Genomic DNA, 23,500 nt, shown 5'->3' with positions numbered 1-23,500 from the left:
TTTCGGGGCATTCTTGTTTTTTGTCATCTCCGTTTTCTTTAGAATTAAAATTAAAAGCGATAAATTTGCCATAAATCGCCACAATGAAAAAAATAATCCTTTTAGCAATCATCGGTATGGGAATCCTTTCCTGCACCTCACAAAAAAGCGCCAAAACAATGGAAAATCCGAGCGAGTGGAAACACACCACCAATATCTACGAAGTTAATGTGAGACAGTACACTCCCGAAGGAACTTTCCGCGCATTCGAAAAACATATGCCGCGACTGAAAGAAATGGGCGTGAAAACTCTGTGGTTTATGCCGATCACACCCATCGCGCAAAAAAACAAAAAAGGAACTTTGGGAAGTCCTTACGCAGCTGCAGATTACACCTCCATCAATCCCGAATTCGGAACGATGGACGATTTCAAACACATGGTGAATGAAGCGCACCGGCTCGGTTTCAAGGTCATCATCGACTGGGTGGCGAATCACACAGGATGGGATCATACTTGGACTAAAACCAATCCCGATTTTTACCTGAAAGATCCAAAAACCAACGATTTCCAGATTGCGTCGGGAATGGACGACATCATCGAACTCGACTATAAAAATCCCGCAATGAGAGCAGCGATGATCGACGCGATGAAATTCTGGGTTCGCGAAACCAATATCGACGGTTTCCGTTGTGATCTTGCAGCGTGGGTGGAAGTAGATTTCTGGCAGGAAGCAAGACCACAAGTGGATGCGGTGAAACCTTTGTTCTGGCTTGGCGAATTCGACGAACTCGAAAACCCTGATTACGGAAAAGTCTTCGACGCAAGTTATATCTGGACCTGGATGCACAAAACAAAGGAGTTCAATGAAGGTAAAGTTTCTTTGGCCGATCTGAAAGATCTTCTTCTAAAATATTCCAATATCGGCGATCGTTCGATGAGGGCTTGGTTTACCACCAATCATGACGAAAATACCTGGAACGGAACCGAGTATGAAAAATTCGGCGTGTTCGCGCAACCTTTGGCGGTCTTTTCAATTACCTGGAACGGAGTTCCGCTGATCTATAACGGACAGGAATTGCCACTCAAAACCAAACGGTTGGAGTTTTTCGAGAAAGACCCGATTCCGTGGACAGGTAAGAACGAGCTGCAAGCTTTCTATAAAACATTGCTGAATCTGAAATCTTTGAATCCCGCATTGAGAGGAGGCGATCCTGAAGTGACCACCTACATTCTGAAAACAACCGACGACGACAGCATCTTAGCTTACGTTCGCAAAAATGGAAAACATGAAGTTCTTACCGTTCTCAACTTATCCAAGAAATTTGTGGATTTCAGAATTGTCGACGATCAGCTGAACGGTGTTTTCTTCGACGCATTTTCATCAAGCAAGAGGGATTTCAGTCAGGATAAAGGATTTTCACTCCCTGTTTCGGGATATGCCGTTTTCAAGAAATAAAAAATATCTCATAAATTTCAAACCTTCAAGTTTTCAAATTGCTTGAAGGTTTTTTTTAACAATGCACTCGCTTAATGTAAATTGTAACCGCATAAGCACCAAAAGATAATAATACTGCGAAGTTTTCGAAAAGTCCATAAAAGCTTAACCTATAGGAATTTCTTCTTTTCGCCTTTTGAAAGACTTCTTTCATTAGTCTTTTGTAACTTTTGTGGTAGAAAAAAAATGATTATGTATTTACTTTAAACAACTTGAATGAACAAAACCGAAATCCTCAATCTCGTCCAAGAAAAGATTTCCGAGAAAATCAGAAATCTGGAAAGACTTATTTCAGAAACCCGCGAATCCAACAACGAGACCAAAAGTTCGATGGGCGACAAATATGAAACCGGGCGCGAAATGGTTCAGCAGGAAATCAACAACCTCCAAATTCAGCTGAACGAAAACATGAAATCCGAAACGCTCCTGAAAACAATCAATCCGGTTCCACATAAAACTGTAGGTTTCGGCAGCATCGTCGAGACAGAAAAGGGCAGGTTTTTCATCGCCGTTTCTTTGGGCGAAATTACTTTTAGCGGAGAAAAAATATTCGTAATTTCCACAGAAAGTCCGTTAGCGAAAGCAATGCACGGAAAGAAGGAGGGCGAAAAAATTATCGTTAATGGTTTAGCGCAATCGGTTCTGGGAATTTGGTAAATTCTCGGATTTTTCGAGCTGAGATTTATTTTTCGAGATAATGTCCTTTTGCCTGCAATACAAAAACTTCAACAATTTCCGCGACTATTCGGTACACAAGACGATCTTTTTTGTTAATTCGGCGTGACCAGTAATTTGCGAAATTCCCTTTCAGCATTTCGGGTTGTCCTGTTCCAGTTGTAGGATGATGTACAAGTTCGTTGAGAAGTTTGCTGACTTTCTTGAAACTTTGGGTGTCTGATTTCTTGAATTCAGCTATATGTCTTTTCGCGAGGTCTGAGATTTCAAGGTGATACATCACAGGTCATTTAAAAATTCGCTGAGTTCTTTTTCAGATGTGATTTTGGTGGATTTTCCCTCCTTGATTTGCTGTTCTGCCAAAAGAATCCTTTCAATAAATTCTTTGCTGTATCCTTCATCAACAACTGTTTGTATAGGGACTACCAGAAATGCTTTTCCGCTGCCTCTGTTGACAATTATTTTTTCTGTCTCGGCAAGTTCCGCATATTTCTTGATATCTTTTCTAAAGTCGCTTACGGTGATTGTTTTCATTTTTTCAACAATTTTTAAACAAAGATACAAAACATGTACCGATATATGTACATGTTTTTGGAATTAAATTCTGTGATGAAGTATCCATTAAAAACCAATATATCGATTTGACATAAGTCGATAAACACTTTATTATTGAATCTTGGTTTGTCTTTGCGAAATCCTGTCTGCCGAAAGGCAGGGAAATGCCTTTGCGCCCATAAAATATGAAGTTATTTAGTAAAATTTTCTTTGCGTGCGTTGCGAGAAAAATTTCCACGAATCCAGAAAATGCCAAATTCATTTTTTCTCCAAGTGCAGAACCCAAGAAAGACATTATTTGCTATTTTTCTAAGACAGAAATGCAAGGATAGCAAAATTGCAAAAATCTTTGTCAAGCTCTTAAAAATATTTGGTATTTTTGAGCGCAACAACCTCAAACCCCAAACTTCAAATTCTTAAAATGCAAAACTATCTCGACTTACTACAGCATATTCTCGTTAACGGAACCGACAAAACCGACAGAACAGGAACTGGAACACGAAGCGTTTTCGGATACCAGTTGCGTTATGATCTGTCGAAAGGTTTTCCTTTGGTAACGACCAAGAAAGTGCATCTGAAGTCGATTATTTACGAGTTGCTTTGGTTTTTGAAAGGCGATACCAACATTAAATATCTAACTGATAATGGCGTTTCGATCTGGAACGAATGGGCAGATAAAGACGGAAACCTCGGTCCTGTTTATGGTGCGCAATGGCGAAGTTGGGAAGGAAAAGACGGGAAAGTTGTCGATCAGATTGTTGACGTGATCAACGAAATCAAGAGGAACCCCGATTCCAGAAGGTTGATCGTTTCCGCGTGGAATCCCGCAGAAATTCCGAATATGGCTTTAGCGCCGTGTCACGCTTTGTTTCAGTTTTATGTTTCGGAAGGAAAACTTTCGCTGCAACTGTACCAAAGAAGCGCGGATGTATTTCTCGGCGTGCCGTTCAATATTGCGAGTTATGCGCTTTTATGCATGATGGTTGCGCAGGTTTGCGGTTTGGAAGTGGGCGATTACGTGCACACTTTCGGCGATGTGCATATCTACAACAACCATTTTGAGCAGGTTCAGAAGCAACTGTCGAGAACTCCGAAAGCTTTACCAACAATGAAGCTGAACCCTGAAATTAAAGATATTTTCGGTTTCGATTACGAGGATTTCACGTTGGAGAATTATGAACCTTATCCAGGAATAAAAGCTCCTGTTGCGGTTTAAAGATATTTAAAAGTGAAGATTCGCCTTCACTTTTTTTGTAACTAAACTGCATCAAATACTACATATAATTCAATGAAATCACTTAAAATCAATATCGCACAAAACACTGATGCCGAGAAACTTCGGGAGGTTTTGATGCAGATCAAAGGCGTGGAATCCGTGGAAATGATCGATGAAGAAAACCCTGAAAGCGAACTGAAAAAGGCGTTCCACAAAAGCAAGGAACAGCTGAAGAAAGGCGAGTACGAAAGTATTGTGAACGATATCTTCGACATCCTGATCAGTCCCAAACAGAAATAATTTTTAACTTTGGATGAAATTCAACAAATTGAAATTAGACTGAACTTAAACGAATACGCCGACCTGCCTTTCCTAAATAAGCTTCTTTCACAATTGAAAGGAATCGCATCCGTTGAGATAGTTGAGGAGGACAAAACCTATTCATGGGAAGAAATTGAAAGTTCGGAAGCGTTCAAGAAATTAATTGACCAAAGCGAAAAAGACTTTGAAGAAGGACGGTATGTTGAACACTCAAAGGAATTGTTGGATGCTGTATTTCGAAAATCATCATTTGAAAATTAGAAAAGATAAATGAAAAAAATCCTTATCGCCGCACTGTTTCTCGGTGCTTTAATGACATCGGAAAATTCATTCGCTCAAACCGAAACTTCGGGCAGAACCGAGGTGTACAGAGCAACGCACACCAAAACGACCGAGCTGAAGCACACCAAACTCAAGGTGAATTTCGATTTCCAGAAGGAGCAGATGAACGGGGAAGCTTGGATTTCCGCGTCGCCTTATTTCTATCCTTCGGATTCGCTGGTTCTGGATGCGAAAGCAATGCTGATCCACGAAGTTTCATTAGACAAAAACGGAGCAAAGTCTGCTTTGAAGTACGACTATAAGAACGATATGCTCAGAATCAGTCTTGATAAGACCTATAACCGAAATCAGGATTATACCGTCTATATCAAATACACAGCGAGACCAAATGAGGTGACACAGAAGGGAAGTGCGGCAATTATGGACGCAAAAGGACTGTACTTCATCAATGCGCAGGGAAAAGATCCCGACAAACCTACCCAAATTTGGACGCAGGGTGAAACGGAGGCAAGTTCGGCTTGGTTCCCAACCATCGACAAACCCAACCAGAAAACCACCCAGGAAATTTACATGACCGTTCCCGATAAATACATCACTTTATCCAACGGCGAATTGAAATCTTCCACCAAAGAATCCGGCGGAATGCGCACCGATTACTGGGTGATGAACAAGAAACACGCGCCTTACCTTTTCTTTATGGGAGTTGGCGATTATGCCGTGGTTAAGGATAAATGGCGAAATATTCCCGTAGATTATTATGTGGAAAAGGAATATGAACCGTACGCAAAACAGATTTTTGGCAACACGCCCGAAATGATCGAGTTCTTTTCCAAACTTTTGAAATACGATTATCCGTGGAACAAGTATGCGCAAATCACCGCAAGAGATTACGTATCAGGTGCGATGGAAAACACGACGGCAACTCTTCATTCCGATATGGCGCAGCAAAAACCGGGCGACCTGATCGACGAAAACCGTTGGGAGGACGTGATTTCTCACGAGTTGTTCCACCACTGGTTTGGCGATCTGGTAACGACGGAATCGTGGTCAAACCTCACGGTTAACGAGTCCTTCGCCAACTATTCCGAATACCTTTGGAACGAGTACAAATACGGGAAAGACTTCGCCGATTATACTTTGATGAAAACCCGGGAAGGATACTTCCGCGATCCATCGAATATTTCGAAAGATCTGGTTCGCTTCAACTACCATTCAAAAGAGGATATGTTCGACGGAGTTTCGTATAACAAAGGCGGAAATATCCTCCACATGCTCAGAAACTATTTGGGTGACGACGCCTTTTTTACAGGGTTGAACGACTACCTGAAAACCAACGAGTACGGAACCGGAGAAGCGCAGCAGCTCCGGCTTTCTCTGGAAAAAATTTCGGGGAAGGATCTGAACTGGTTCTTCAACCAATGGTTTTACGGAAGCGGACATCCGAAACTTTCGTACACCACGACTTATGAACCCGTGAAAAAAACGGTGACAGTTTCCATTAACCAAAACCAGAGTCAGTACTTTCAGTTTCCTTTAGCGATCGATGTTTACGAAAATGGCAAACCGACGCGTAAAAATGTTTGGGTTTCCGCGAAGAGCAGAAATGAGTTCAGCTTCCCGGTTTCTAAAAATCCTGATTTGGTCAATATCGATGCTGACGGACTTTTGCTCGCCGAAATTACCGACAACAAAACAGCGGATCAGTATTTCACGCAGTATTCCAACTCGAAAGAATTCTTGAGCAGATATAAAGCCGTTGAAAATGCAGCCGAAAACTCGACCAAAAATGCCGCTTCGCTGAAAACCTTGGTCGCCGCAATCAAGGACCAAAATTTCAGAATCAGAATGAAAGCGTTGAGCGGTTTCGATCTTTCGAAAACCGACCAGCAGAAAGCGGCACTTGCCGAAGTGGAAAAAATGGCTTCGAACGACCCGAAAACTTTGGTGCAGTCATCGGCAATCACGGCTCTAGCAAAAACAAAGGACAAAAAATACCTTCCGCTTTTTGAGAAGGGAATGTCATCGGTTTCCAATTCCGTGAAAGGTGCGTCATTGGGCGCGATTGCGGCGATCGATCCATCAAGGGTTTCCGCACTTGCCGACAAAATCGATTTGGAAGGTGCGAATGATGAACTGATTGCGCAGCTTTTGCCGACTATCGTCAAAAACAAAATTGAAAAGCAAATGCCTGCAATCGCATCGACGGCAGCGTTTTACCCGTTCATCAAATTCCAAAACCCTGAATTGGGAGCTTCTGCAGAAGATGCGTTCAACTGGATTATGAGTTCGGACAATCTAAAGGCGACGTCAAATCTTACCAAGGTTTTAACCCAGGTAAAAGGACAGATCGGCCAAAATCCGCAAGCAAAAATGATGATCGTGCAAATCCTGAAAGACGGACTCGCCAAAAAAATGCGGGTATTGAAAGCCAATCCTTCAAGCGCGACCATTAATCAGCAGATTGATTTGATCAACAAGGCGATCGTGGAATATTCAGCTCATTAAATCTGATAAAATTTCGGAAGGAAGTATCGAAACGTATTTCAATTCTGAAATCATTGAAATCAAAGAAAAAGTCCTGATTTTTTCAGGACTTTTTCTTAATGGTCGTGCTCATCTGTCTCAGATTCAGCTTTCGTTTTGTTTGGATTTACAGATGCCAACAAACATTGCCAAAATTCCAATCGCAATTAGTTTCTTCATATTTCTCTTATTTTGGTTTCTAACAAAATACGAAAAATAAAGGGAAAATCAAAAGTTTACGGCCATTCCGATATTAAAATTTCTGAATGCAGCCGAATTGTAATATCTTCCACCAAAAGCGTTGATATCATAGCCCAAAACATAATCGGTATTGTATAAATTCTGAATCTGGAGATCGAAATTCAGTTTTATTTTTTCGAAATTCAAAGGATATCTGAACACCATATTTCCTACAAAACTCGGTTCGCTTTCCACAGAATTGGCGTCATTCAAGTAAATTTTTGATGTATAAAAATTTGAATAATCTACTGAAATGGTGTTGAAAAATTTCATATTAATCACGCTTTGAAGCATTGCAGAAGGCGTTCCCGTAATTTGATTTCCGGAATAAACTTCATTATTTTTTCGGTAATTTTCAAACTTAAAATCATAAAAACTTCCAGAAACCCAAAACTTTACTTGATTTAATATCTTTGAATTAAAGGTGAAATTCTTGGTTTCGGCAATCACTTCAAAACCTTTCTGAACGGTTCCTCCCGCATTCACGAAATATTCCTGTCCATTTTCGTTTTGTTTGCTTACAATCGCATCCTTCAAACGGAAATCAAAATAATTTCCTTCCAAAAAGAGGATGTTTTTAAATTGTTTTCGGATGCCGATTTCCTTATTCCAACCGTATTCCGGGGCGAGTTCCAGATTAATTTGCTGCGTTGATGAACGGATTTCCTCCGAAGTTGGCGCCGAACTTCCTTTTCCAATTTTTCCACGAACCGAAAAACCATCTTTAATTAACCAGGAAATTCCAAAGTTCGGTAACCATTGATCTTTGAATTTCATCGTTCCGTTTTCTAAACTGGGATAAAGATTTTGCCAGTCATATTTCATCGAATTCAAACTCAGTGAAGCTTCCATAAATATTTTTTCCTTGAAATCTGCCTTTTGTGAAAGAAAAACAAATTCGCTGTTGGTTTTTATTTCATCAAAATTCTGTGGATTGGTCGGCGTTCCTCTTGCGTTATCATAATTTTTCACAATGCCTTTGTTGAAGCCGGTTTCCAAACCTAATCTCGTTTGCAGAAACCATTGTTCTGTGTTTTTTTCAAAATTAAGATGCGTTCTGAGTGCAAAATTATTCTCAAATCTTTTTTCATAATTGGTAATGAACGGATTTCGCAAATCGGTATAAGCACCCTGAACAACGAGAAAATGTGAGAGATTTTCAGCCAATGGAAACTGATGTGAAATTCCTGCAAGAATAGTCTTGTTGAAAATTCCCGCGTTTTGCTCTTTCGCTCCCGGAAGTGCAGAAGTTGCCGGTCTCGACTGTTTTCTGTTTGCCTGCATTTGCGCGAAAGTGAGTCCGCCCGGAGTTTCATAATGCAAATCTGTGAAAAGGAACATCAGGTTCAACTGATGATTTTCAAGATAGTTCCAGCGGTCTTTCAGAAAAATGCTTTTTCTGTTGATTGCCGACTGTTCACGGTAGGAATCGGTAGTGTGATAACTTTGAAAAACCTGTAGATAATGCTTTACAAAATTCTTGGAATAATTTAGGTTTTCTTTGAAAAGACCATAACTTCCGGCGGTTACACCTAAAGTTTTAGTTTCTGAATCTGAAGTTTTTAGCAAAACAGTTCCACCCGTTACTGCGCCAAAATCACCACTTTCTGGACCTTTATAAATTTCGGTTTTGCTGATGAGTTCTGGGTCAATTAAATTTAGATAGGTATTTCCTGTGGCATCGGAAAGAATGAAATCGTCGAGATAAACTTTGATATTCCTCACCCCAAAAGGAGAGCGCAAAGTGCTGCCACGAACGGAAAGCCGGTAACTTCCCGGTGAACGTTCCTCCATTCTGGTTCCGGCCAAAAGATTGATGCTTTCCAAAAGTCGGTCGGGACTATTCTGATTCTGAAAATTACTTCCGGAGATGGCAACCGATTTCGTTGAGGTAATGAATTTTGTAGGTTTTTTATACGCATCGATGGTGATTTCAGCAATTAATGCGGTACTGTCACTTTGTCCCGAAGCTAAAATGGAAATCAGAAATAATAAAAGAAAGCGTAAGTTTTTTCCCGGCATTGCTTTGTAAAATTAGCAATTTATCAAACATTCGATTTTTTCAGTTGCGGGATTTGCCGTAGTGAATTCCTGAGGAAACTCAAGGATTGTCTGCTGTGGGACGATTAGAAACAATGTGCAGAATAGTAGAAAAGTTTTCATAGCCATTATTTTTAAAGGTTTTGTAATGAAAAGTAAGTAAAGTTATTGAAGTTCAGCTAATTCGCGTTAAAACACCGATTTTGTTGATGTAAATACAAATTTCGCATTTAAGCTATCAGAAGGACTTTGACAATTATTGAATGGTGGTTCCTGGTTATTGAATGGGAAAAGGATAAATTCTAATATCAAAAGAAATTCAGTTATTTAAAATTATATTCATTAAATTTGGGTAAATGTTTTTGTCTGATGGCGTATATAGATTATTACAAAATATTGGGTGTTGACAAGAAAGCAACCGCCGATGAAATCAAGAAAGCGTACCGTAAACTTGCAAGAAAATACCATCCGGACGTAAATCCGGGAGACAAGGAGGCCGAAAAGAAATTTAAAGAAATCAATGAAGCTAATGAAGTATTGAGCAATGCTGAAAACAGGGAAAAGTATGACAAATACGGCGAACATTGGAAACATGGTGAAGAGTACGAAAAAGCTCAACAGCAGCAGCGGCAATATCAACAAAGTGGAAGTTACGGTGGAAACTTTGGAGGATTTTCCGGTGGTGATTTCGATGGAGGTGAAGACTTCTCAGATTTCTTCCAAAGTATGTTTGGCGGAAGCGGACAAAGTTTTGGCGGTAGCTCCAGAGGAAGTGCATCTGGGAAATTTAAAGGACAGGATATTTCCGCTGAGCTGAATCTGCACCTAAAAGATGCCGCAAAAACACATCAACAAACATTTGAAATCAATGGAAAGAAAGTTAGAATTACAATTCCTGCCGGAATTTCCGACGGACAGAAAATCAAACTTAAAGGTCACGGAAATCCAGGTTTTAATGGCGGACCAAACGGCGACCTCTACATCACGTTTAATATCAAAGAAGACCAGCATTTCAAAAGAAACGGAAACGACTTGGGTTCCAACATAGAAATTGACCTTTACACCGCTGTGTTGGGTGGCGAAGTTACCGTGCCAACTTTGGAAGGAAACGTAATGCTCAAAGTAAAACCCGAAACGCAAAATGGCACGAAGGTAAGATTGAAAGGGAAAGGTTTTCCTGTATATAAAAAAGAAGGAGAGTATGGCGATTTGTTCGTGACCTATACGGTCAAACTTCCGACGCATTTAACGGAAAAAGAAAAAGAACTTTTCGGCGAACTTAAAAATCTAAAGAAATGAACGAAAGAATCTCGAGAGAAGAGTTGGTGAAAATCTACAATATAGAAATCACTTTTTTTGATTCGCTGGAAGAATCAGGACTTCTAAAAACGGAGACCGATAACGGTGTGAAATATCTTCTTTATGAAGAACTTCCTGTATTTGAACGTTTTGCGAACTGGCATTATGACCTGGAAGTGAATCTGCCGGGTTTAGAAATTATCAGTGAGCTTTTGAAAAAAGTGGAAAAATTAAGAGAGGAAAACCGCAGGTTAAGCGCGAGGTCTCCTTTTTTTGGCGAATTTTTGGATGATTAGCAACTGACTTGTGACCAGATACTGCATTGAGGTACAGTTAACAGATGGTATTTAAAGGGGTTTTGGCGATATTATAGAAAAGTATTTAAATATTATGATAAATCTTTTAAGATTTGTTGGTTGAATCTAATTATTTTTATTATTTTTGAAAAGTTAACAAAATTAAATCATTATGAAAAAACTTTTACTCTCGTGCTTTCTTGCCTTAGGTATAGGCGCGAATGCACAGTTCAATTTCACAGGTGACTTTGAAGATCAAGGAGCAAATGGTGCTTACGGGCAATTTGGAGGCGGTACTATCGTTGCTGCTGCTGCCTGTAACGGTGCTTGGGGAGGACAAACCGCCATTAGTGCCAGTGTAACTCAAAGTGGTTGGATGGTGATGTCGGATGCAATCAACCAGACCAGTAATGGCCAAAAGCTGACTTTGACCGCCAACTGGAAAAAGGGAGCTACACTTACAGGAACAGCAAGTTTGGCGTATTTTGTATTTGACGCAGGATCGAACTCTTGGTCAATTTTTGAAATTGGTACTCCCGTTACGATGACTGCGGCTGCTACAACAAGTTGTGCGTCGTTAACAGCAACAATTCCTGCTGGTGTACTTAGTCCATCGAAAACTTATGGTTTCGGTGTTTGGGTAAGAAGATCTGGAACATCTACCGGGAACTTCTTTGTAGATGATATCAACTTTGTTCAGGATATTCCTACGGGAGTGCCTGGATGTGCTACTGTAACTGCACCAACCGCTGGGTCCACAATTTCTGGTGGTAACGTAAGGGTTTCTTGGAATGCGGTTGATCAAGCAGGTGCTTATAAGGTGTCAATTGGTTCTTCTTCAGGAGCATCAGATGTTTATTCAGGTACAATCTCAGGCGCAAATTATGTTGATGTGCAACTTGCAACTAACTCAACTTTTTATCTGAAAGTTGTTCCAACGAACACCCTAGGAGATGCAACCGGATGTACAGAAATTATGTTTAACACTAATGCAAATGTTGCACATTGTGGTCCGCTTACCTCCACGGCGCCTTCCGCTATCGCACCGATCAAGTCGGTTAACTTTGCGGGGATGACTAATACTTCGGATCCTACTGCAACTACGATTGGCACATTCCCTGTTCATCAGGATTTCACAACAGGTGTTGCAATTCCTGAAGTAAATCCTGGTTCAACATATCCGCTTACTGTTCTAGGTACCACTAACGGTAACCCTGCTAACGGTTGGGCAATGTCCGTATTTATTGACTGGAACAATGATGGCGACTTCTTAGATGCAGGTGAGGAATATTTTAATACTACTGCGACCATGGTTAGAAAAGCTGGTGTTGCCGATAACCCAATCGAATTGATCGGCAATGTTGCAGTGCCTGGAACAGCAGCTCCTGGAAATGTAACAATGAGGGTTAAGTACAACTTCTCAGGTACTTCAATCAACTCGCCTCTGACATCAGGATGCGCGAATATGATCAATGGTCAGGTTGAAGATTACATCATCAAAGTTGCAGCTCCAACGGCACCTCCTGCCTGCGCCACAATTACTGCTCCAACAAACGGTGCTACGAATGTGCCTGCAAACAATCCTATTACTTGGAATGCCGTAACTGGTGCTCAAGGATATAAAGTATATATCGGTACAACTTCTGGTGGAACTGATGTGGCAAATGGAACCGTGGTTTCAACTACTTCTTACACAGGTGCATTCACTTCGGGAGTAACTTACTATGTGAAGGTAGTGCCTTATAATGCTGCAGGTGATGCAACAGGTTGTACAGAAATTTCTTTCACAGCAGGTGCTGTTGTGTACTGTGGACCTCTTAGCTATCCGTTTGTTGAACCTATTTCAAATGTGACTTTTGCTAACATCAATAATACTACTTCTGCGGCAACTGGTGGAGCGGCGCATGAAGACTTTACCGCGATTCAAGGTTTAGTTGAGCAAAGTGGAACATACCCAATCAGTTTGAACGGAAACTCTGATGGTCCTTATAGTAACTACTATGTGGTATTTATCGACTGGAATCAAAATGGTAAATTAGATGATGCAGGTGAAGTTTACTTTGGTGATGGATCGATCTTCTTGAATAACTCTACTGGTACAGGTACTCCTGTTGTAGGCAATATCACTGTTCCTGCTGATGCAAAACTTGGAGTTACAAGAATGAGAGTTAAGAAAGAGTACAGCGCTGCAGTTCCAACTGCTGGAAATGGTTTTGCTGATCCTTGCGCAACCAGTGGAAGCTTCGGTCAGGCAGAAGATTACTCTCTGAAAGTGGTTGGACCAGGAATGGCGGTTTCTAATGTTGATAAAGACAAAGTTTCTGTTTATCCTAACCCATTCCATGATGTATTGAAAATCTCTGATGTAAAAGGAGTGAAATCAATCAGCATCACTGATGTTTCTGGAAGAACAGTGAAGACTATGAAGCCAAGTGCAGAACTTAACCTCTCTTCACTCAACGCAGGACTTTACATTGTTTCTCTCCATATGGAAGACGGATCAGTGAAAACTGTGAAAGCAATCAAGAAATAAAACTTGTTAATCCTTAATAATGAACCACCTCAGTTTCGGGGTGGTTCTTTTGTTTGCTTTTTTCAATAAAAGCATTCTAAGTAATGAAGTGAAAGTTTTTGATAAAAAAGCAAAAAAAATATTGTTTGCTTGATGGAATCTTATTATATTTGCGCTAATACAATAAAATTATTAAAACATGAAAAAACTTTTACTATCAATGCTTATGGCATTAGGTATTGGTGCGCACGCCCAATACAGCTACATCGGTGATTTTGAAGATCCCGGTTACAACACCACCACTTACAAGCAGTTTGGTGGAGGATCAAGAACCACTGCGGCTGCGTGTAACGGTGTGAACGGAGGGCAATTGGCAATTAGCTCTACTGTTACACAAACCGGCTTTATGGTTGATCTTTCTACCATTTCACAATCCGGAAACGGACAGAAAGTTGATGTTTCAGTGCACTACAAAAAGGCAGCAACTATTACAGGGACATTAAACTTGGCTTACTTCATTTACAATCCAGAAGCCAATAACTGGTCGATAATGACATTTGGCACTCCGGCTGTTCTTAATGCCACGGCGATTACGACATGTGCAACTTTGACTGGGACAATTCCATCCGGATCGCTGCAACCAGGAAAAGTTTATGGAGTCGGAGTATGGTTCGTGCGCTCTGGAACAACAACTGGCAATATTTTTGTTGACGACATCAATATTTCTCAGGAGGTGGTAACAACTCCACCCGTATGTGCGTCACTTACTTATCCTGCAAACGGAGCGACAGTTTCAGGCGGTAACGTAAACTTCCAGTGGAATGCAGTTCCGACAGCAGTAGGATACAAACTAAAAGTGGGAACTGCATCCGGCGGAAATAATATTCTGGATATAGATGTTCAGGGTGCAACCCATTATGATGCAACTATTCCTGTAAACGGAAGTTATTTTGCAAGTGTAACCCCACATAACTTGGCAGGTGATGCAACAGGATGTTCAGAAATAACGTTCAGCACCAATTCCAGCATTTCCTATTGCGGTCCTATTGTCAGCACAGCGCCTGCTGCAACTTATCCTATTTCTTCGGTAGCGGTAAACGGTGGCGCTGCACACACCTCTTCGGCGACTGTCGGTTCACCGGCTTATGAAGACTTCAGCAGCACCGTATTTAATGTTACAGGTGCCAACAATATGACTCTTGCAGTGCAGGGAACAGGACTTGGAACCAACAGGTTTGGAATGTCTGTATTTGTTGACTGGAATAATAACGGAAGCTTCAACGACGCTGGAGAACAATACTTTACAACTGCTCCGTTTGTAGGTGGAACAGGCGCAACGGTAAGTCTTAGCGGAACTATTGCTGTACCGGACGGTATCACAGGAGACAGAAGAATGAGAATTAAGTATAATTTCAACAGCTCAACTACCTCTGTAACGACCGCACTTTCTGATCCTTGCGGTGATATAGGCAACGGACAGGTGGAAGATTACACATTGAATATCACTCCACCGGCAACAGCTCCAGCATGCACCACTGTAACAGCTCCAACAGAAGGATCCATGATTTCTGCTAATACCACATTTACCTGGACAGCAGCACCAAACGCTTCAGGTTACAAGCTATACCTGGGAACTACAGCAGGTGGAACAGAAATTCTGAACGGTACCTTGGTGACAGGAACTTCCTACAGCACTTTATTAACTAACGGAACAACCTATTATTTAAAAGTAGTACCGACTAACTCAGTGGGTGACGCTGCTGGATGTACAGAGGTCTCCTTTACCGCAGGTCCTCTTTCCTACTGCAGTCCAACACCGGGTTACAGTACTGTAGAACCAACTACCAACGTGACATTTGCTGGCATTAATAATACCACAAGCAACGTAGTCGGCGGAACACCGGCATACGAACAGTTCCTGAATTTGACTGCACAGGTGGTACCCGGCAATTCTTACCCAATATCATTGAATGCGAATACAGATGGTGCTTCTTTCCGTCACTGCTTCTCAGTATTTATCGACTGGAATCAGGACGGCGACTTTAATGACGCTGGTGAAAAATACTTTACCGACGCTGCAAATTTCATTCATGTACTTGGATCAGATGGTATTGCTGGTACACCTGCAACAGGCACAATTGCCGTTCCTGCTGATGCAAAATTTGGTGTAACAAGAATGAGGGTAAAATCTGCGTATTACGGAACAGCAGGACCAAATACAGAACCGAATCTTACAAACTGGGGCAATGCCTGCGTTACAACAGGATCTAGTTTTGGGCAGGTTGAGGATTATACTGTAAATGTAATTGATCCTTCATTGGCCGTTTCAACAGCGAACAAAGACAGGGTTTCTGTTTATCCTAACCCTTTCCACGATGTGTTAAAAATCTCTGATGTAAAAGGAGTGAAATCGATCACCATCACCGATGTATCAGGAAGAACTGTGAAGAACATGAAACCAAGTACTGAACTTAACCTTTCATCACTTAACGCAGGACTTTACATTGTAACGCTTCATATGGAAGACGGATCAGTGAAGACTGTGAAAGCGATCAAGAAGTAAATCTTTTTAGATCTTAATAATGAACCACCTCGTTTTCGGGGTGGTTTTTTGGTGTTAAGAGCTTCGTGTCATTAATTTCGAAATATCGACATAAAATTTTAACATTGATAATCAGTGTTTTACACTAAAACTTAAAATATTTCACTACTTTGTATTACACAATACTGAATTTTATATATATCTTTGTATAAGAAATCATAAACCTATCAAAAAATGAACACTTATCAGCAAAACCAAAACCAGTATTTTGCAGGCATTAAAGCAAAATTAACCCGTGATGTAAAAAACAGAAGAATCGCAGGAGTTTGTTCCGGACTCGCTAAATATTATAAACTTGATGTATCTGTCATTAGAATTATCTGGTTTTCTTTAGCTTTCTTCGGAATATTTTCTGCTGGAATTTCAACTTCTTTTGTGGTAATCGCTTATGTTATTTTATGGATCGTTTTGCCAAAAGCAAGCAACTTATTAGAATTTGAAGTCAGGTAAAAGAATTTTTTTTGAGACGCTACTTTGCATTGCATATTACTAAAAATTTAATATATCTTTGCTAATACCATTCAAAAGAGGAATGACGAAAATGTTTAACACAACTAATAGCTTATAAATAATGAACACAGAAAACACCAAAGCGCAAATGCGGAAAGGAATTCTGGAATTCTGCATCCTGAGTTTGATTGACCAAAAAGAAATGTACGTTTCCGACCTGATCGACGAACTCAAGAAAGGAAAACTGGATGTGGTGGAAGGTACACTCTATCCACTCTTGACACGACTGAAAAACGCCGAGTTTCTCTCCTACCGATGGGAAGAATCCACAGGAGGACCGCCGAGAAAGTATTACCAGATCACCGACAAAGGAAAACTCTTCCTCGCCGAACTGCTCAATACCTGGAACGAATTGACCAACTCCGTAAACCAAATCACCCAAAAAACTATAAACTAAGTACAATGAACAAGACACTCTCAATAGGATTAGCCGGTTTCTCCTTCACCATCGAGGAACACGCATATATCAAGCTCAGCGACTACCTTGCTGCACTTAGAAGCTCGCTCGACGTGAACGAAGCAGACGAGGTGATGCACGACATCGAAATCAGAATGGTCGAAATCTTCAAGGATTCCCTCGGAAAACGCGAAGTGATCAACGATACCGATGTTGAAAAAGTAATCGCCCAAATCGGGAAACCCGAAATCATCGAAGAACAGGAAGAAGCTTATTTTTCTGACAAAACATCGTCCTCAAAGAAACAGCAGAAAACCTATTCCAGCGCCGGACAAAAGCAACTGTTCCGCGATCCTGAAAGACAAAAAATTGCGGGAGTTTGTGCAGGTCTCGCTCACTACGTGGGAATGGACATCGCTGCAATGCGCGCAATCTGGGTGGGAATTTTCCTGATCCTCTTCCCGCTTCCCGGCTCACCGATGCTTCTGGTTTTTCTCTACATCATCCTTTGGTTGGTAATGCCAAAAGCAGAAAGCGCAGCAGACTTTCTTAAAATGAAAGGCAAGCCAATGAATTTCGACAACATTAAGGAAGAATCCAACAAAATCGTGCAGTTTGCCAACGAATCCACACAAAGAGTGGGCGAAATCTATAACAACAACAAACCTTATATTAATAATGCAGGAAACGGACTTTGGAATGTGATCCGGTATTTTTTGGGCGCAATCTTCGCAATCATCGGGATTTCGTTGCTGATCAGCTCGTTTGCAATATTCGGAGTTGCGGGTACAAGCAATATCAACTTCTTCGATAATTTAGGATTCTATCTGCAGGATAATAACCTTGGTTTTCTGGCGATTGCGGTGTCATTCCTTACACTCTTCATCCCTGCGTTGATTTTCTGTTACCTCGCGATGAAGCTCTTCTCACCAAAAACGCGGCTCAACAATACGGGTTACGTGATCGGCGGACTGGTTTTGCTCTGGATCGGATTGGTTGCAGCGACTGGCTTCAATGCACTCAAATTCAAATCTCAGTACAGCGGAAACAATGATGAAACCGAAAATGTAGCCATTAACACCACTTCCGACTCCATTTTGGTAGATGTAAAAAAAGTGACCATTCCAGCCAACTTCAAAGCGTATTGGGACAATGTGTATTCCGACAAGAAAATGATCTATAAGTCAGATTACCCGGACCTCGATGTAAAAAGAATGGATGTGAAAGCTCCTTATCTTGAAATCAAGAAAAATGCTGAAGGATACAATCTTCCTTTGAAAATGCAGGTTCCCGTAGAAATCATCGACAACAAAATTCTGCTGCCCAACTATTTTGCATATCCTTACGATTACCGATTCAGAGATTACAGTGTAGATTACCAGTTGGTGGTTCCTAAAAACATGAAGGTGATCGCTTTGAACGACGAAAGAGGATTCTCGGTAAATGACGACGATGCGGAAGAAGACAACAGCTCCAACAATTCATCGGTTACGGCAACTTCGGGAGGCAATTCGGTGGTGATTTCTTCTAACGACCACGATTCCATCATCGTTAATGGCAAAAAAGTGAGCAAGGAAGAAGGCGAGATCATCATGAAAAAAATCGACAAGAAAGACCTGAAAGATATCGACATCACCGTGAAAGACGGCAAGAAAGAAATCATCATTAAAACAAAATAATGAGAGTGGATGAGCAAAAGCAGACTCTTCACATCTTCTGAAAAATCTGCTTTTCGCTTGTTCACCGTTTGGAAATTTTAATTAAAATTAACATTGTAGAGTTTCGCAGTAATCAAAATATAGCTTAACTTAGTGCTGTTAATTTCGACAAAGGCAGTTAACCCCAAAAAATTTAATCATGGTACAGTTTGTTATCGAAATCGTGATCAAGGTTATGGATTTCATCAGCAGTTTGTTTTAGACCGAATATTAATTTCAGTATATTTGTAAAGTATAACCGATTCAGTTGGGTTATACTTTTTTGTTAGAAACCATCAAAAGTTTTCACTTCCCAATGAAGAAACTCCTCGGAAAACTCATCCTGAAACTTCTCGGCTGGAAAATAGTCTTACAGGGCGATGCCAACAACCTGAACCGCTGCATCCTCGTCGTAGCACCACATACCCATAATATGGAATACCTTCTCGGGAATTTCTCTTACTGGGCGCTCGAAAAACCTCTGAAAATCATTATCAAAGATGCCCACACAAAAGCTTGGTACGGCGGATTGGTAAAGGGATTCGGCGGAATTGGTATCGACCGTTCCCAGAAAAACGATTTGGTAAATTTCGTTGCGAAACAGTTCGAGAAAGAAGATTTCAGTTTGGTCATCACACCAGAAGGAACCAGAAGCTGGGTGCCGAAGTGGCGCAAAGGTTTTTACCACATGGCTTTAGCCGCGAAAGTTCCAATCGTACTTGCAGCAGGCGATTTCAAGAGAAAGATTATCTATCTCGGCTACAAAATTCCCTACGAAAAAATCGCGTCGGTCCCGTTTGAAGAAATCATGCAGGAAATCCAGGATTACTACGTAAAAAACGACATTGTACCGAAAGTTCCCGAAAACTGGAACCCGCAGATTTATTGAGAGTGGGAAGATGGAAGTCGGAAGACTTCGAGCGGCACAATTCCTCTCCCATGGAGGGGGGCTTCATCGAAGATGAAGCCTGGGTGGAATTCCCCTCCTTCGGAGGGGTGGCTTCATCGAAGATGAAGACGGGGGTGGTTTAATATTATGAAACTTAATAAGTAAAAATGAACATATCAGAAAACAAAGAAGAAATCCTACACCAACTCAACAACTGGGGCGGCGAAAATCTTGGCAAAACCTTGGGAATCGTCTTCACCGAAGTGACCGAAGATTCACTTTCTGCGACGATGCCTGTAACACCGAAAGTTCACCAACCCTACGGAATTCTGCACGGTGGAGCGAGCTGCGTTTTGGCAGAAACGCTGGGTTCCTGTCTTTCCGTGATCCACATTGATACCAAGAAAGTGGTACCCGTTGGAACCAATATCAACTCCAACCATTTGCGAAGCAAAAAAGAGGGAATCGTCACTGGAACTGCGCGATTCATTAGAAAAGGAAACACGATGCACGTTTCCGAAATCGAGATCCGCGACGAGAAAGGTCACCTGATCAACCACACTACGATGACCAACAATATTATTCCGCGACCAGAATAAATGGTTGCAGCGATTCCACTCCAATATAGGGGTGTCTTCAACTTTGTTGAAGCCGGGGTAGAATTCCCCTCCTTTGGAGGGGTGTCTTCATCGGAGATGAAGACGGGGTGGTTTAATTATAAGTTTATTTATTTACAACAATGCTCTACTTCCGATTACCTTTTTCCGAGTCCATTTTCACGGTGAATGAAATTTCAGACCAGAAATCGGTTTCGTTTGTATCGTTTGATCAGTGCGAAATTATCGGTTTTAAGGGAACAGTTGAGAAAACCAATTTCAACCAAGATATTTTCAGCGGCTGGATTTCGACCGAATTTCTCGAGTTTAAAACAGAAAATCAGGAAGATTACCATCACAAACTGGAAAAGGTTATTGAGTTTATTAAAGAAAACCAGCTTTCAAAACTGGTGATTTCGAGAAGGAAATCTCTTGAGTTTGAAAACGGACAGCTCAACTTCACACAATCCTTTTTGAATTTATGTGAATCTTATCCGAATGCGTTCGTTTACTTTTTCATTAAAGACGGAAAATCCTGGATCGGAGCTTTTTCAGAGCTTTTAGGAAGATTCAACAAGAAAACCTCCGCATTTGAAACCATGAGTTTGGCGGGAACAATTCCTGTAAATGAAACCTGGACTGACAAAGAAATCGAGGAACAAAAACCCGTAACCGAATTCATTAAAAATATTTTAAAGAATTTTTCCGAAGATGTCGAACAGTCCGAAACTTACGACCATATTTCGGGAAACATCAAGCACTTAAGAAATGATTTTAAGGCAAAAATTAATGCGAAAGATTTAGAAAAATTAATATCAGAACTTCATCCAACTCCTGCTGTTTGTGGGATTCCGAAAGATTTTTGTAAAAATGCGATCAAGAATTTTGAACTTCACCCGAGAAATTTCTACGCAGGTTACATTAAGGTCGAGACTGACGAAAGCATTCAATATTTTGTAAATTTGCGTTGCGCGGAAATTTTCCGAAATGCGGCGTTAATCTATGTCGGTGGCGGAATCACGGCAGAAAGTTCCCCCGAAAAAGAGTGGCGCGAAACCGAACTGAAGTCTGAAGCGATTCTGAAAAACCTAAGTTTTGAAACCTCTTCAAACTTCAAACCTTAAACTTCAAACGAGTAATGAAACTCCACCATATCGCCATTATCTGCTCCAACTACGAAACTTCCAAAAGATTTTACACCGAAATTTTAGGTCTAAATATCTTGCGTGAAGTTTACAGAAAAGAGCGCGATTCCTGGAAACTCGATTTGGCAATTGGCGATCATTATGTAATCGAACTGTTTTCGTTTCCAGATCCGCCAAAACGTCCATCACGACCTGAAAGCTGCGGTTTACGGCATTTGGCGTTTTCGGTAAGAAATGTGGAAGATAAAAGAGAAGAACTAAATGAAAAAGGGTTGGCTTGTGAAGAAATTCGAATCGATGAATTTACCAATAAAAAGTTTTTCTTTACCCAGGATCCAGACGATTTGCCAATAGAATTTTATGAAGAGTAACCTTTTCAAACTATATCAAATCCTTTCAAACTTTATCAAACCATATCAAATCTAACCCCTTCATCAAACAACCTCAAACTAAAATTATGAAAATCGGAATTCTCGGCGGCGGACAACTCGGAAGAATGCTCATTCAGAATGGACTGAAATACGATGACCAATGGTTTACCCTTGATCCAGCTGAAGATGCACCGTGTTCAAAAATTTCAGATTTTACCCATGGAAGTTTTGATGATTACGAAACCGTTTTCAATTTTGGGAAAGGAAAAGACGTGGTCTCCATCGAAATCGAGCATGTGAATGTGGATGCGCTTTTCGAGTTGCAGGAATGTGGAATCAAGGTCATCCCAAATCCCGAAATTATCAAAACCATTCAACAGAAAATCCTTCAAAAGGAATTTTACAAAAAACACGGAATTCCAAGTCCCGAGTTTCAGATTATTGAGAATAAGAGCGAGGTCAGTTTTCCACTTCCCTTTGTCCAGAAAATGAATACCGGTGGTTACGACGGGAAAGGAGTTCAAGTCATCCGCGACGAAAAAGATCTGGAGAAACTTTGGAATGTACCTTCCGTTTTGGAAAATTTGGTGGATATTGACAAGGAACTTTCGGTAATTGTGGCAAAAAACGAAAATGGCGAAACCAAAACTTTTCCTGTAACGGAAATGGTTGCCGATCCCAAACTCAATTTACTGGATTTCAATATCTGTCCTGCAGAAATTTCAGAGGACGTTCAGCGACAGATTGAAGAAATTTCTCAACAGTTCATCGACGCGGCTGCTTCTGCCGGACTTTTCGCCATCGAATTATTCCTCGACAAAAACGGGAAAGTTTGGCTGAATGAAACTGCGCCGCGACTACACAATTCGGGACATCAAACACAGGAAGGAAACGCCAACTCGCAGTTTGAGCAAATGTACCGGGTTCTAAAAAATCTTCCGCTTGGAGATACTGAAAACTTCGGATTTTCGGGAATGCTCAATCTCGTCGGTGAAGAAAATCACCACGGAAAAGCTAAGTACGACGGTTTAGAGGAAGTACTGAAATTGCCAAAAACCTACGTCCATCTCTACGGAAAAACCGAAACCAAACCTGGGCGAAAGATGGGACACATCAATGTTTTGGCAGATTCCCGTGAGGAGCTCTTAGAAAAACTGATCGAAATAAAGTCAATGATTAAGGTCGTTTCGCAATAATTTCTCATTAAATTTTCATCGGCATTCATTATAAAAAAATGTATTAACTTTAGTACATTAAATTTTTTGTCATGAGTAACGTTGCTACAATTTTCGCCAGAAAAGGTGGTTTCAATCACCTCACCATTGATCCCGAAGGAACCGTTTTAGAAGCACTTAAGATAATGGCCGACAACAACGTGGGTTCTGTCGTAGTGCGTGATTCCGAGAAATATCACGGTATTTTTACCGAAAGAAACTACTCTCGAAACGTCATCCTCAAAGACCGACATTCGCACGACACAAAAGTAAAAGACGTGATGACCATCGATTTACCGCAACTCAAAATGCTCGACACCCTTGATCACTGCATGCAGACGATGTCGGACTACAACGTGCAATATCTCCCCGTAACCGACGGAACAGAAATGATCGGCGTGATCTCCATCAAAGACCTCATCCGTGAACAGGTTCATCAGCAAAAGGAATTAGTGAAGTATCTGAAGAATTATATTAGCGGGTAGTTTTGTGTGGGTGTCCCGATAGCTATCGGGATGGAGAGTGGGTGAGTGAAGAATGAGTATGAGTGATTGGCGATAATTTGAAATTTTTTTCTGATCAAAATTCACATGAAATAATTCACCGCGAAACAAATTGACTTGAAAAAATTCACGGCGAAGCCAA

The 23,500-nt window shown here is 40.9% G+C and carries 22 protein-coding genes; 19 read left to right on the top strand and 3 right to left on the bottom strand.

Annotated elements, in window-relative coordinates:
- Nucleotides 1-83 precede the first annotated feature (83 nt).
- Both MTP09_RS10920 and MTP09_RS10915 read left to right on the top strand, forming a co-directional pair.
- A complete protein-coding gene (locus tag MTP09_RS10920; RefSeq protein ID WP_243548439.1) occupies nucleotides 84-1,436 on the top strand; it encodes an alpha-amylase family glycosyl hydrolase in 1,353 nt (450 codons plus the stop codon).
- Between the two features lie 255 nt (nucleotides 1,437-1,691).
- A complete protein-coding gene (locus tag MTP09_RS10915; protein ID WP_243548438.1) occupies nucleotides 1,692-2,132 on the top strand; it encodes a GreA/GreB family elongation factor in 441 nt (146 codons plus the stop codon).
- 25 nt (nucleotides 2,133-2,157) lie between these two features.
- Here MTP09_RS10915 and MTP09_RS10910 read toward each other — a convergent pair whose 3' ends face one another.
- Nucleotides 2,158-2,430, bottom strand: a complete 273-nt coding sequence (locus MTP09_RS10910) for a Txe/YoeB family addiction module toxin (RefSeq protein WP_243548437.1) — start codon at nucleotides 2,428-2,430, stop codon at nucleotides 2,158-2,160.
- A complete protein-coding gene (locus MTP09_RS10905) occupies nucleotides 2,430-2,684 on the bottom strand; it encodes a DUF2683 family protein (RefSeq protein ID WP_243548436.1) in 255 nt (84 codons plus the stop codon). Before MTP09_RS10905 ends, MTP09_RS10910 begins: the two co-directional genes overlap by 1 nt.
- A 442-nt stretch (nucleotides 2,685-3,126) precedes the next feature.
- Between MTP09_RS10905 and MTP09_RS10900 the strand changes: the two genes are divergently transcribed.
- The 4 genes from MTP09_RS10900 to MTP09_RS10885 all read left to right on the top strand — a co-directional run bounded on the left by MTP09_RS10900 (nucleotide 3,127) and on the right by MTP09_RS10885 (nucleotide 7,029).
- On the top strand, nucleotides 3,127-3,921 hold the full coding sequence (locus tag MTP09_RS10900) for a thymidylate synthase (RefSeq protein WP_243548435.1): 795 nt from the start codon (nucleotides 3,127-3,129) through the stop codon (nucleotides 3,919-3,921).
- A gap of 72 nt (nucleotides 3,922-3,993) precedes the next feature.
- A complete protein-coding gene (locus tag MTP09_RS10895; protein ID WP_243548434.1) occupies nucleotides 3,994-4,221 on the top strand; it encodes a hypothetical protein in 228 nt (75 codons plus the stop codon).
- A 93-nt stretch (nucleotides 4,222-4,314) separates the two neighbouring features.
- On the top strand, nucleotides 4,315-4,503 hold the full coding sequence (locus tag MTP09_RS10890; RefSeq protein ID WP_243548433.1) for a hypothetical protein: 189 nt from the start codon (nucleotides 4,315-4,317) through the stop codon (nucleotides 4,501-4,503).
- 9 nt (nucleotides 4,504-4,512) lie between these two features.
- Nucleotides 4,513-7,029, top strand: coding sequence for a M1 family metallopeptidase (locus MTP09_RS10885; RefSeq protein ID WP_243548432.1), 2,517 nt, complete (start codon nucleotides 4,513-4,515; stop codon nucleotides 7,027-7,029).
- 246 nt (nucleotides 7,030-7,275) lie between these two features.
- Here MTP09_RS10885 and MTP09_RS10880 read toward each other — a convergent pair whose 3' ends face one another.
- A complete protein-coding gene (locus MTP09_RS10880) occupies nucleotides 7,276-9,309 on the bottom strand; it encodes a TonB-dependent receptor (protein WP_243548431.1) in 2,034 nt (677 codons plus the stop codon).
- A 387-nt stretch (nucleotides 9,310-9,696) separates the two neighbouring features.
- Between MTP09_RS10880 and MTP09_RS10875 the strand changes: the two genes are divergently transcribed.
- From MTP09_RS10875 to MTP09_RS10815, 13 genes are all read left to right on the top strand, one after another.
- A complete protein-coding gene (locus tag MTP09_RS10875) occupies nucleotides 9,697-10,626 on the top strand; it encodes a DnaJ C-terminal domain-containing protein (RefSeq protein WP_243548430.1) in 930 nt (309 codons plus the stop codon).
- Nucleotides 10,623-10,922 carry a chaperone modulator CbpM gene (locus MTP09_RS10870; protein WP_243548429.1) on the top strand — a complete coding sequence of 100 codons (300 nt, stop codon included), beginning with the start codon at nucleotides 10,623-10,625 and terminating at the stop codon, nucleotides 10,920-10,922. Before MTP09_RS10875 ends, MTP09_RS10870 begins: the two co-directional genes overlap by 4 nt.
- Nucleotides 10,923-11,094: 172 nt before the next feature.
- On the top strand, nucleotides 11,095-13,455 hold the full coding sequence (locus MTP09_RS10865) for a GEVED domain-containing protein (RefSeq protein WP_243548428.1): 2,361 nt from the start codon (nucleotides 11,095-11,097) through the stop codon (nucleotides 13,453-13,455).
- Nucleotides 13,456-13,633: 178 nt separating this feature from the next.
- Nucleotides 13,634-15,997, top strand: a complete 2,364-nt coding sequence (locus MTP09_RS10860; protein ID WP_243548427.1) for a GEVED domain-containing protein — start codon at nucleotides 13,634-13,636, stop codon at nucleotides 15,995-15,997.
- 213 nt (nucleotides 15,998-16,210) lie between these two features.
- Entirely contained in the window at nucleotides 16,211-16,486 is a 276-nt protein-coding gene (locus tag MTP09_RS10855; RefSeq protein ID WP_243548426.1) for a PspC domain-containing protein, read from the top strand.
- A 121-nt stretch (nucleotides 16,487-16,607) separates the two neighbouring features.
- Nucleotides 16,608-16,943 (top strand): PadR family transcriptional regulator, encoded by a 336-nt coding sequence (locus tag MTP09_RS10850; protein ID WP_243548425.1) that lies wholly within the window; start codon nucleotides 16,608-16,610, stop codon nucleotides 16,941-16,943.
- Nucleotides 16,944-16,948: 5 nt separating this feature from the next.
- Nucleotides 16,949-18,622, top strand: coding sequence for a PspC domain-containing protein (locus MTP09_RS10845; protein ID WP_243548424.1), 1,674 nt, complete (start codon nucleotides 16,949-16,951; stop codon nucleotides 18,620-18,622).
- A 334-nt stretch (nucleotides 18,623-18,956) separates the two neighbouring features.
- Nucleotides 18,957-19,529 carry a 1-acyl-sn-glycerol-3-phosphate acyltransferase gene (locus tag MTP09_RS10840; protein ID WP_243548423.1) on the top strand — a complete coding sequence of 191 codons (573 nt, stop codon included), beginning with the start codon at nucleotides 18,957-18,959 and terminating at the stop codon, nucleotides 19,527-19,529.
- A 167-nt stretch (nucleotides 19,530-19,696) separates the two neighbouring features.
- Nucleotides 19,697-20,128 carry a PaaI family thioesterase gene (locus MTP09_RS10835; protein ID WP_243548422.1) on the top strand — a complete coding sequence of 144 codons (432 nt, stop codon included), beginning with the start codon at nucleotides 19,697-19,699 and terminating at the stop codon, nucleotides 20,126-20,128.
- A gap of 140 nt (nucleotides 20,129-20,268) precedes the next feature.
- Nucleotides 20,269-21,249 carry a chorismate-binding protein gene (locus MTP09_RS10830; RefSeq protein ID WP_243548421.1) on the top strand — a complete coding sequence of 327 codons (981 nt, stop codon included), beginning with the start codon at nucleotides 20,269-20,271 and terminating at the stop codon, nucleotides 21,247-21,249.
- Between the two features lie 14 nt (nucleotides 21,250-21,263).
- Nucleotides 21,264-21,641, top strand: coding sequence for an SMU1112c/YaeR family gloxylase I-like metalloprotein (gene gloA2, locus MTP09_RS10825; protein ID WP_243548419.1), 378 nt, complete (start codon nucleotides 21,264-21,266; stop codon nucleotides 21,639-21,641).
- Nucleotides 21,642-21,727: 86 nt separating this feature from the next.
- The gene (locus MTP09_RS10820; protein ID WP_243548418.1) at nucleotides 21,728-22,837 is read left to right on the top strand and encodes a 5-(carboxyamino)imidazole ribonucleotide synthase; all 1,110 of its coding nucleotides are present in this window, start codon (nucleotides 21,728-21,730) and stop codon (nucleotides 22,835-22,837) included.
- Nucleotides 22,838-22,908: 71 nt separating this feature from the next.
- On the top strand, nucleotides 22,909-23,340 hold the full coding sequence (locus MTP09_RS10815) for a CBS domain-containing protein (protein WP_243548417.1): 432 nt from the start codon (nucleotides 22,909-22,911) through the stop codon (nucleotides 23,338-23,340).
- Nucleotides 23,341-23,500: the final 160 nt, after the last annotated feature.

Source organism: Chryseobacterium suipulveris, from assembly GCF_022811685.1.
GTDB classification, from domain to species: Bacteria; Bacteroidota; Bacteroidia; order Flavobacteriales; family Weeksellaceae; genus Kaistella; species Kaistella suipulveris.
This window is presented reverse-complemented; position numbering and strand designations above follow the sequence as displayed.

Coding starts and splice junctions, on each gene's coding strand:
- MTP09_RS10920 (WP_243548439.1), top strand. CDS start 84: ATGAAAAAAATAATCCTTTTAGCAATCATCGGTATGGGAATCCTTTCC.
- MTP09_RS10915 (WP_243548438.1), top strand. CDS start 1,692: ATGAACAAAACCGAAATCCTCAATCTCGTCCAAGAAAAGATTTCCGAG.
- MTP09_RS10910 (WP_243548437.1), bottom strand. CDS start 2,430: ATGTATCACCTTGAAATCTCAGACCTCGCGAAAAGACATATAGCTGAA.
- MTP09_RS10905 (WP_243548436.1), bottom strand. CDS start 2,684: ATGAAAACAATCACCGTAAGCGACTTTAGAAAAGATATCAAGAAATAT.
- MTP09_RS10900 (WP_243548435.1), top strand. CDS start 3,127: ATGCAAAACTATCTCGACTTACTACAGCATATTCTCGTTAACGGAACC.
- MTP09_RS10895 (WP_243548434.1), top strand. CDS start 3,994: ATGAAATCACTTAAAATCAATATCGCACAAAACACTGATGCCGAGAAA.
- MTP09_RS10885 (WP_243548432.1), top strand. CDS start 4,513: ATGAAAAAAATCCTTATCGCCGCACTGTTTCTCGGTGCTTTAATGACA.
- MTP09_RS10880 (WP_243548431.1), bottom strand. CDS start 9,309: ATGCCGGGAAAAAACTTACGCTTTCTTTTATTATTTCTGATTTCCATT.
- MTP09_RS10875 (WP_243548430.1), top strand. CDS start 9,697: ATGGCGTATATAGATTATTACAAAATATTGGGTGTTGACAAGAAAGCA.
- MTP09_RS10870 (WP_243548429.1), top strand. CDS start 10,623: ATGAACGAAAGAATCTCGAGAGAAGAGTTGGTGAAAATCTACAATATA.
- MTP09_RS10865 (WP_243548428.1), top strand. CDS start 11,095: ATGAAAAAACTTTTACTCTCGTGCTTTCTTGCCTTAGGTATAGGCGCG.
- MTP09_RS10860 (WP_243548427.1), top strand. CDS start 13,634: ATGAAAAAACTTTTACTATCAATGCTTATGGCATTAGGTATTGGTGCG.
- MTP09_RS10855 (WP_243548426.1), top strand. CDS start 16,211: ATGAACACTTATCAGCAAAACCAAAACCAGTATTTTGCAGGCATTAAA.
- MTP09_RS10850 (WP_243548425.1), top strand. CDS start 16,608: ATGAACACAGAAAACACCAAAGCGCAAATGCGGAAAGGAATTCTGGAA.
- MTP09_RS10845 (WP_243548424.1), top strand. CDS start 16,949: ATGAACAAGACACTCTCAATAGGATTAGCCGGTTTCTCCTTCACCATC.
- MTP09_RS10840 (WP_243548423.1), top strand. CDS start 18,957: ATGAAGAAACTCCTCGGAAAACTCATCCTGAAACTTCTCGGCTGGAAA.
- MTP09_RS10835 (WP_243548422.1), top strand. CDS start 19,697: ATGAACATATCAGAAAACAAAGAAGAAATCCTACACCAACTCAACAAC.
- MTP09_RS10830 (WP_243548421.1), top strand. CDS start 20,269: ATGCTCTACTTCCGATTACCTTTTTCCGAGTCCATTTTCACGGTGAAT.
- gloA2 (WP_243548419.1), top strand. CDS start 21,264: ATGAAACTCCACCATATCGCCATTATCTGCTCCAACTACGAAACTTCC.
- MTP09_RS10820 (WP_243548418.1), top strand. CDS start 21,728: ATGAAAATCGGAATTCTCGGCGGCGGACAACTCGGAAGAATGCTCATT.
- MTP09_RS10815 (WP_243548417.1), top strand. CDS start 22,909: ATGAGTAACGTTGCTACAATTTTCGCCAGAAAAGGTGGTTTCAATCAC.